The sequence below is a fragment of the Ideonella sp. B508-1 genome (assembly GCF_000333615.1).
In the GTDB taxonomy this organism is placed as follows: domain Bacteria; phylum Pseudomonadota; class Gammaproteobacteria; order Burkholderiales; family Burkholderiaceae_C; genus Ideonella.
In genome coordinates this window covers 1-8,813 of the sequence record NZ_BADL01000103.1, presented here as the reverse complement: position 1 = coordinate 8,813, position 8,813 = coordinate 1, and the positions used below count along the sequence as shown (strand labels likewise).

Annotated in this window: 10 protein-coding genes; all 10 read left to right on the top strand. The window is 68.5% G+C overall.

Going from position 1 to position 8,813, the window contains the following annotated elements:
* The first annotated feature begins 36 nt into the window (after positions 1–36).
* The 10 genes from soxC (at position 37) to I73_RS04255 (ending at position 8,794) form a co-directional block, all read left to right on the top strand.
* Complete coding sequence (gene soxC, locus I73_RS04300) at positions 37–1,416, top strand: sulfite dehydrogenase (protein ID WP_026096294.1); 1,380 nt, start codon at positions 37–39, stop codon at positions 1,414–1,416.
* Positions 1,400–2,488: a c-type cytochrome gene (locus tag I73_RS04295; protein WP_022979484.1), complete on the top strand. Its 1,089-nt coding sequence runs from the start codon at positions 1,400–1,402 to the stop codon at positions 2,486–2,488. The genes soxC and I73_RS04295 overlap by 17 nt, the downstream gene beginning before the upstream one ends.
* 70 nt (positions 2,489–2,558) lie before the next feature.
* Positions 2,559–3,017, top strand: a complete 459-nt coding sequence (gene soxY, locus I73_RS04290; protein ID WP_022979483.1) for a thiosulfate oxidation carrier protein SoxY — start codon at positions 2,559–2,561, stop codon at positions 3,015–3,017.
* Between the two features lie 53 nt (positions 3,018–3,070).
* Complete coding sequence (soxZ, locus tag I73_RS04285; RefSeq protein ID WP_022979482.1) at positions 3,071–3,382, top strand: thiosulfate oxidation carrier complex protein SoxZ; 312 nt, start codon at positions 3,071–3,073, stop codon at positions 3,380–3,382.
* Positions 3,383–3,446: 64 nt separating this feature from the next.
* A complete protein-coding gene (gene soxA, locus I73_RS04280; RefSeq protein ID WP_051048999.1) occupies positions 3,447–4,235 on the top strand; it encodes a sulfur oxidation c-type cytochrome SoxA in 789 nt (262 codons plus the stop codon).
* A gap of 27 nt (positions 4,236–4,262) precedes the next feature.
* Positions 4,263–4,916 carry a sulfur oxidation c-type cytochrome SoxX gene (gene soxX, locus I73_RS04275; protein WP_022979480.1) on the top strand — a complete coding sequence of 218 codons (654 nt, stop codon included), beginning with the start codon at positions 4,263–4,265 and terminating at the stop codon, positions 4,914–4,916.
* Between the two features lie 70 nt (positions 4,917–4,986).
* Positions 4,987–6,723 carry a thiosulfohydrolase SoxB gene (gene soxB, locus I73_RS04270; protein WP_022979479.1) on the top strand — a complete coding sequence of 579 codons (1,737 nt, stop codon included), beginning with the start codon at positions 4,987–4,989 and terminating at the stop codon, positions 6,721–6,723.
* Positions 6,720–7,253, top strand: a complete 534-nt coding sequence (locus I73_RS04265) for a heme-binding protein (protein ID WP_234409407.1) — start codon at positions 6,720–6,722, stop codon at positions 7,251–7,253. The genes soxB and I73_RS04265 overlap by 4 nt, the downstream gene beginning before the upstream one ends.
* Positions 7,254–7,290: 37 nt before the next feature.
* The gene (locus I73_RS04260; protein ID WP_022979477.1) at positions 7,291–7,704 is read left to right on the top strand and encodes a DsrE family protein; all 414 of its coding nucleotides are present in this window, start codon (positions 7,291–7,293) and stop codon (positions 7,702–7,704) included.
* Between the two features lie 10 nt (positions 7,705–7,714).
* Positions 7,715–8,794: a YeeE/YedE family protein gene (locus I73_RS04255; protein WP_022979476.1), complete on the top strand. Its 1,080-nt coding sequence runs from the start codon at positions 7,715–7,717 to the stop codon at positions 8,792–8,794.
* The last annotated feature ends 19 nt before the right edge of the window (positions 8,795–8,813 follow it).

Sequence of the window (8,813 nt, the reverse complement as noted above, 5' to 3'; positions counted from 1 at the left end):
TCAGCGAGCACCACCGGTCAGACCCGAGGAGTGAGCGTGAGCCTTGACCCCCAGCACTCCGGCCGCCTGCGCAAGGCGCCCGAGAACTTCATCGACCAGGACGGTGTCCGGACCGTGTTCCGCGAAGCCAAGGACGGGCGCCGGGACTTCATCCGGGGCGCCTTTGCCGCGGCCATGGCCACCGCAGCTGCGCCGGCAGCGCTGGCCCAGGCCAACCCGGTTCCGACAGAAGGCGGGGATCCCAACATCCTGAATCTGCCGAGCTACAGCAAGGGCCTGGGACAGCCGGTGGCCTCGGAAGGGGGCTATGGCAAGCCTTCGCAGTACGAGGCCAATGTGCAGCGTCGCCCCAGCCCGGGGTTGACACAGACCACCCAGGCCTCGGTCTCGTTCGCGCCGCTGCAAAGCTTGTTCGGCATCGTCACGCCCAGCGGCCTGCATTTCGAGCGTCACCACCAGGGCTGGTGGGACATGGACCCGTCCAAGCACCGTCTGATGCTCAACGGCTCGGACGACAAGATGCTCAAGCGCCCCATGGTCTTCACCATGGACGAGATCATGCGTCTGCCTTCGGTGAGCCGCTTTCATTTCATCGAATGCGGCGCCAACACCGGCATGGAATGGGGCAATGTGGCGGTGCCCACCGCCCAGTACACCCACGGCATGCTCAGCTGCAGCGAATTCACCGGCGTGCCGCTGAAGATCCTGCTGGACATGGCGGGTGCGGACTACAAGCGGGGTCGCTACCTGCTGGCCGAGGGGGCGGATGGCTCCAGCATGACCCGAACCATCCCGATGGAGCTGGTGGAAAGCGGCGAGGTGCTGGTGGCCTATGGCCAGAACGGCGAGATGCTGCGGCCTCAGCAGGGCTACCCGCTGCGCCTGGTGGTGCCGGGTGTGCAGGGTGTGAGCTGGGTGAAGTACCTGCGGCGCATCGAGGTGGGGGACAAGCCCTACGCCACCAAGGATGAGGCCGTGCACTACATCGATCTGCTGCCGGGTGGCCAGCACCGCCAGTACAGCAGCACCCAGGAGTGCAAAAGCGTGGTCACCACGCCCTCGGGTGGCCAGGTGCTGCTGGACAAGGGCTACTACCAGATCAGCGGTCTGGCCTGGTCGGGACGCGGCAAGGTCAAGCGCGTGGATGTGAGCGTGGACGGTGGCCGCAACTGGCGCACGGCGAGGCTGCAGGAGCCGGTGATGAGCAAGTGCCTGACCCGCTTCACGCTGGACTGGGCCTGGGATGGCAAGCCGGCCCTGGTGCAGAGTCGCGCGATGGACGACACCGGCTATGTGCAGCCCAGCTACGCGCAACTGCGCGCGGTGCGCGGCACCCGCTCGATTTACCACAACAACGCCATCCAGACCTGGCTGGTGCAGGAGAGCGGGGAGGTGAAGAATGTCCAGCTCTCTTGAACGCCTGCTGTGGGCCGTTGTGCTGGCGTGCGCCGGCATGGGCACGGCTGTCGCCCAGTCCACGAGCTATCCGGGCATCGGGCGCGAGGCCACGCCCAAGGAGGTGGCCGCCTGGAACATCGACGTGCGGCCGGACTTCCTGGGCCTGCCCAAGGGCTCGGGCACGGTCTCGCGTGGCCAGGATGTCTGGGAGAGCCACTGCGCCGCCTGTCATGGTGTGTTCGGCGAAAGCAACGAGGTCTTCTCGCCGCTGATCGGCGGGGTGACGGCCGAGGACATCAAGACCGGCCATGTGGCCCGGTTGAATGACAAGGGCTTCCCGGGGCGCACCACCTTCATGAAGGTGTCCACCGTCTCGACGATCTGGGACTACGTGAACCGGGCCATGCCCTGGAACGCGCCCAAGTCCCTGTCCACCGACGAGGTCTACAGCGTGGTGGACTATCTGCTCAACCTGTCGGGCATCGTGCCGGACGACTTCGTGCTCTCGGACACCACCATCGCCCAGGCCCAGGCGCGCATGCCCAACCGCAATGGCATGACCACCGACCACGGCCTGTGGCCCGGCAAGGGCATGGGCAATGGCGGCAAGCCCGACGTGAAAGCCGTGGCCTGCATGAAGGACTGCGCGGGCGAGCCCCAAGTGGCTTCCTTCCTGCCGGACCATGCCCGCAACAACAACGGCAACCTGGCCGAGCAGCAGCGCCTGGTGGGACCGCAGCATGGCGTGGACACCACCCAGCCGCCGGGGACGAAGGCCGCAGCCACGACGGCGGCCACGCCCTCACCCAAGCCGGCGGCGGCCGGGCAGGGCGCCCCGGTGCAGGCCCTGCTGCAGAAGTACGCCTGCGCGGCATGCCATGGGGTGGATCGCAAGATCGTCGGGCCGGCCTTCCAGGACGTGGCGGCCAAGTACCAGGGACGGGCCGACCTCCAGGCCTACCTCAGCGGGAAGATCCGCTCCGGCGGCCAGGGCCTGTGGGGCAGCATCCCGATGCCCCCTCAGACGGCGTTGCCGGATGCGGACCTGCAGCGCATCGTCGACTGGCTGGCGGCCGGGGCCTCCAAGTAAACCCCCAGGGGTTCCCCCGCTCCTTGTCCCGAAGAATCTTCACTAATTTCGTTTCCTCAGAGGAGTTCACATGATCAACCGACGCGAGATGCTCACCCGCTCTGCCGCCGTGGCGGCAATGCTGGGTTCCGCCGGTCTGCTGCCCACCGCGGCGCAGGCGGCCTACAACGCCGCCATCTTCGACATGAAGACCCTGGCCGAGGTGGTCAAGGCCCTGGGGGGCAGTGCGCCGACCGAGAGCAAGGACGTCACCATCACCGGGCCCGACATCGCCGAGAACGGCGCGGTGGTGCCCATCGGCGTGGCCACCACGCTGCCGGGCGTCAAGCAGCTGATGGTCATGGTGGAGAAGAACCCCAGCGTGCTGTCGGCCCTGTTCGACGTGAGCGATGCGGTCGAGCCCAACTTCGCCACCCGCGTGAAGATGGGCCAGTCCTCCAACGTGATGGCCGTGGCCCTGATGAACGACGGCAAGGTGCTGTTCGCGCACAAGGAAGTCAAGGTCACGCTGGGCGGTTGCGGCGGCTGAGGCTGCACGCACCGCGCCCCCATCCACCTTTCACACCGACACAGGAGAACACCATGGCAGACCCGATGCGCATCCGCGCCAAGGCCGAAGGCGACAAGACGACCGTGCGCGTGCTGATGAGCCACGAGATGGAGACCGGACAGCGCAAGGATGCGTCCGGCAAGGTGATCCCCGCCTGGTACATCCAGGAGGTCAGCGCCAGCCTCAATGGCAAGCCGGTGCTGACGGCCCAATGGGGCCCCTCCATTTCCAAGAACCCCTACCTGCAGTTCGCCGTCAAGGGCGCCAAGGCGGGCGACAAGATCACCGTGAGCTGGAAGGACAACCACGGTGACACACGGACCGACGAGGCCACGGTGTCCTGAGCACCCGGCGTCTCGGTCCATCCTCCACCCCTTCACCGCGAACAGCATGCACACCACCCGAATCATGGTTGGCACCCTGGCTGCACTCGGCGCGCTGGGCAGCGCCAGCGCGCAGCAGAAGTCGGCCGCGGACGGCATTGCCGAATACCGCAAGATGCTCGAGGACGGCAACCCCGCCGAACTGTTCGAGGCCAAGGGGGAAGACCTCTGGAAGACCCCGCGGGGCCCGAAAAAGGTGTCCCTGCAGAGCTGCGACCTGGGCCTGGGGCCGGGGGTGGTCAAGGGCGCCTGGGTGCAGATGCCGCGTTGGTTCGCCGACACCGGTCGGGTGCAGGACCTGGAGTCGCGCCTGCTGACCTGCATGGAGAAGATCCAGGGCTTCAGCGCCACGGAGATCGCCGCCACACCCTTCGGCAAAGGCGAGCAGGTCACGCTGGAGGCGCTGTCGGCCTGGATTTCGGCCGAGTCGCGCGGCATGAAGATCGCGGTGCCCCAGGCCCATGCCGAGGAGCGCCGCTTTTACGCGCTGGGCCAGCGGGCCTTCTTCTTCCGCGGCGGGCCGATGGACTTCTCCTGCGCCAGTTGCCACGGCGAAGACGGCAAGCGCATCCGCCTGCAGGACCTGCCCAACCTGACCAAGAACCCGGGCGATGGCGTGGGCTTCGCGGCCTGGCCGGCCTACCGGGTGTCCAGCGGTGAGATGTGGAGCATGCAGCGCCGGCTCAACGACTGCTTCCGCCAGCAGCGCTTTCCCTATCCCGGTTATGCCTCGGACGTCACCATCGCGCTGGGAGTCTTCATGGGCGTGAACGCCCGGGGCGCCGAGTCGATCGCCCCCGCCCTCAAGCGCTGAGGCGCCGAACCGACAAGGACGAACCCCATGCAACGCCACCCCGTGCTTCTGTCGATGTCGGCCGTGCTGGCCGCATCTTGGCTGGTGATCGGCTGTGCCAGCGCGCCCACCGCGGCCGAACTGGACATGCAGGCCCGCGCCATGATCAAGAGCTCCTTCCACGCCAAGGGCATTGCCGGCATGGACCGCCTGGACCAGGATGCGGTGCAGGCGGCCTGTTCCAGCCCCACGCCGCCGGACGAGGCCGTGACCCGCCGGATCGAGGCCGCGGAGTTTGCCGCCATCCGCTGGCCTGAGGGCGGGCGCTACATCGGCGACTGGAAGGTCGGCGAGAAGCTGGCCCAGAACGGCCGCGGCATGACCTGGTCCGATGCCAGCACCGACCCCGCGACCAACGGGGCCCAGTGCTACAACTGCCACCAGATCTCCAAACAGGAGATCTCCTACGGCACCATCGGGCCCAGCCTCTACAACTACGGCAAGATCCGCGGCGTGAAGGATCTGAGCGATCCGGCCTCGGCCCCGATCATCCAGTACACCTGGGGCAAGCTGTGGGACAGCAAGGCCTACTCGGCCTGCTCCACCATGCCGCGCTTCGGTCACGGCAAGCTGCTCAACGAGCAGCAGCTGCGCGACGTGATGGCGCTGCTGCTGGATCCGCAGTCTCCCGTCAACCAGTGACCGCCACCCGGCCGCGCGGCGCCAGGCCGTGCGGTCGCTGCCGCTCCCTCACATCGGTGCTTGCTGAACCATGAATCTTTCGCGCCGCGAATTCCTCAACGTCATGGCTTCGGCCTCGGTGGCCGGCATGGCCCTGGGCCGCTACGCCGATGCCGACGCCGCCACCGCCGAGCAGGGGCTGTATGACCTGCCGCGCTTTGGCAACGTGTCGCTGCTGCACATGACGGACTGCCATGCCCAGCTCAAGCCGATCTACTTCCGCGAGCCCAGCGTCAACCTGGGCATCGGCAGCATGCAGGGCCAACTGCCGCACCTGGTGGGCGAGCAGTTGCTGAGGGCGGCCGGCCTTCCCGCCGGCGGGCCGCTGGCCCATGCCTACACCTTCCTCGATTTCGAGACGGCGGCGCGGCGCTACGGCAAGGTGGGCGGCTTCGCGCACCTGGCCACCCTGGTCAAGCGCTTGAAGGCCAGCCGTCCCGGCGCGTTGCTGCTCGACGGCGGCGACACCTGGCAGGGCTCGGCCACCTCGTTGTGGACGAACGCCCAGGACATGGTGGACGCCTGCAAGCTGCTGGGCGTCGACGTGATGACCGGCCACTGGGAGTTCACCTACGGCATGGACCGGGTGATGGAGATCGTCCAGAAGGATCTCAAGGGCAAGATCGAGTTCGTGGCCCAGAACGTCAAGACCAACGACTTCGGTGACCCGGTCTTCAAACCCTACACGCTGCGCAACCTCAACGGCGTGCCGGTGGCCGTCATCGGCCAGGCCTTTCCCTACACCCCCATCGCCAACCCCCGTTACATGGTGGCCGACTGGGCCTTCGGCATCCAGGACGAGAACATGCAGGCGGTGGTGGACGAGGCCCGCGGCAAGGGGGCCCAGCTGGTGGTCGTGCTCTCGCACAACGGCATGGACGTGGACCTGAAGATGGCCAGCCGCGTGCGCGGCATCGACGCCATCTTCGGCGGCCACACCCACGACGGCGTGCCGGTGGCCGTGCCCGTCAAGAACGCCGGCGGCACCACCTTGGTCACCAATGCCGGCAGCAATGGCAAGTTCCTGGCGGTGATGGACTTCGAGATCAAGGACGGCAAGATGGCGGACTACCGCTACCGCCTGCTGCCGGTCTTTGCCAACCAGCTCGCGCCCGACGCCGAGATGCAGGCCCTGATCGACCGGGTGCGCGCGCCCTATGAGGCCAAGCTCTCGGAGAAGCTGGCCGTCACCGACGGCCTGCTGTTTCGCCGTGGCAACTTCAACGGCAGCTGGGACCAGCTCATCTGCGACGCGCTGATGGACACCCAGGGCGCCGAGATCGCCTTCTCGCCCGGTTTCCGCTGGGGCACCACGCTGCTGCCGGGCGACACCATCACCCGCGAGCTGATGATGGACCAGTTGGCCATCACCTACCCCTACGCCACGCTGACCGAGATGAGCGGCGCCACCCTCAAGACGGTGCTGGAGGACGTGGCCGACAACCTCTTCAACCCCGATCCCTACTACCAGCAGGGCGGCGACATGGTGCGGGTGGGCGGCCTGAGCTACGCGATGAACCCGGGCGCGGCCATGGGCCAGCGCATCAGCGACATGCGCCTGCGCGGCAAATTGATCGAGGCGGACAAGACCTACAAGGTGGCCGGCTGGGCGCCGGTGGCCGAATCCGCCAAGACGGCGCCAGGCGTCAAGCCGGTGTGGGAGCACGTGGAGGCCTGGCTCAAGGCCCAGGGCGGCCGGGTCAAGCCACGCCACATCAACACCCCCACGCTGACCGGCGTGCAGGGCAACCCCGGCATGGCGGCATGAGGTTCACGATGCCCTGCGCTGGCCGCTTCCCTGCGCTCGCACTGGCGGGCCTGTTGGGCGGGAGCGGCAGCGCCGCCGTGCAGGCGGCCGACGCCCCGGCGGCCACCTTCACCGTGCGCCAGCTCACGCCCGAGACCGCGTTGAAGGCGGTGCAGGCCGCGCTGGCCCACTGCCGCAGCCAGGGCTACCAGGTGGCGGCCGTGGTGGTGGACCGGGCCGGCCTGCCCCAGGCCCTGCTGCGCGACCGGCTGGCCGGTGCCCACACGCCGGACGTGGCCACCCGCAAGGCCTGGACGGCGGTCAGCGTCAAGATGAGCACCTCGGGGTTCGCTGCCGAGACCCAGGCCGGCAAGCCCATGAGCGGCCTGCGGGGCGACCCGCGCTTCATGGCTGCCGGAGGCGGGCTGCCCATCGAGGCGGGGGGCAGTCTGCTGGGGGCCCTCGCTGTCTCCGGCGCACCGGGAGGCGACGCCGACGAGGCCTGCGCGGCCCAGGGCCTGCGCGCCATCGCCGATGACATCGAGTTCTGACCGCCTGCGCCCAAACACCACCTCCAAGGAGATCCCGATGCGCTTCAAGTCCTTTCTGCTCGCCCTGGCCCTGTCCTTCTTTGCCTGTGCCGGCTGGGCCCAGGACCTGGTCGTCTACCACATCGACAACGCGGCCACCCAGGGCCTCAAGGGCCTGCGCAACCTGCGCAACCACATGGACGCCGACCCCGAGGCCAAGATCATCGTCGTCACCCACGCTGAAGGGGTGGACATGTTGATGGAAGGGGCCAAGGCCCCGGACGGCACCGAGTTCGCGCCGTTGGTGTCGGCCCTGCGCGCGCGCGGCGTGCGCTTCGAGATCTGCGAGATCACGCTGAAGAACCGCGGTCTCAAGAAAGACCAGTTCATCCAGGAGGCCGACTTCACGCCCTCCGGCGTGGTGCGCCTGGCCAAGCTGCAGCAGCAGGGCTACGCCTACATCAAGCCCTGAGGCACACCACATGGGCCTGGACCTGTTGCTGGAGCGCTGGGGCGAGGACCGGGTGCTGGCCGGCGGGGCCCTGCTCATCGGCATGGTCTTCGGCTTCATGGCCCAGCGCTCGCGTTTCTGCCTGCGCTCGGCCGTCATCGAGTTCGCCCGCAACCTGCTGGGCGGGCGGCTGACGGTCTGGCTCTTCGCCTTCGCCACTGCAGTGGGGGGCACCCAGTTGTTGGCCAGCCTGGGCTGGTTCGATGCGGGCAATGCCCGCCAGATCGCCGCCCGTGGCAGCCTGTCGGGCGCGGCCGTGGGCGGGGCGCTGTTCGGCATCGGCATGATCCTGGCCCGTGGCTGTGCCAGCCGGCTGCTGGTGCTGGCGGCGCAGGGCAATCTGCGCTCGGTCGTCTCCGGGCTGATCTTCGCGGTCACCGCCCAGTCCGCGCTGACCGGGGCCCTGTCGCCGCTGCGCGAGTGGATCTCCGCCGGCTGGACCATCGAGGGCGGCGGTGCCCGGGACCTCATCGCCCGTACCGGCATCGGTCACGGCGGCGCCATGCTGTTCGCGGCCTTTTGGCTGCTGGCGGCCGTGGTCTGGGCGCGGCGGCAGAAGGTTTCGTTCTGGGGCTGGGCCGGCGCGGTGGGCGTGGGGCTGAGCGTGGTGGCGGGCTGGTGGTTCACCTATGCCGTGTCCCGCCTGGCCTTCGACGCCCACCCCATCCAGTCCCTGAGCTTCACCGGCCCCTCGGCCGAGATCTTGAGCCGCGTGCTCTTCGTCACCGACAAGCCGCTGTCCTTCGACGCCGGGCTGATGCCCGGCGTGTTCCTGGGCTCCTTCCTGTCCGCGGCCCTGTTCCGCGAGCTGAAGCTCGAGGGCTTCGAGAGCGGCCCCGGCATGCGTCGCTACATCGTGGGCGCCGTGCTGATGGGCTTTGGCGGCATGCTGGCCGGCGGCTGTGCGGTGGGGGCAGGCCTGTCCGGCGCCGCGGTCTTCACCGCCACGGCCTGGGTGACGCTGGGGGCCATGTGGGCGGCCGCGGCCCTGACCGACCGCTTGCTGGACCATCACCCCGGCGACACCGTGCAGGAGCCCAGCGGCCAGTAACTGCCCGGCAGGTCCGTGG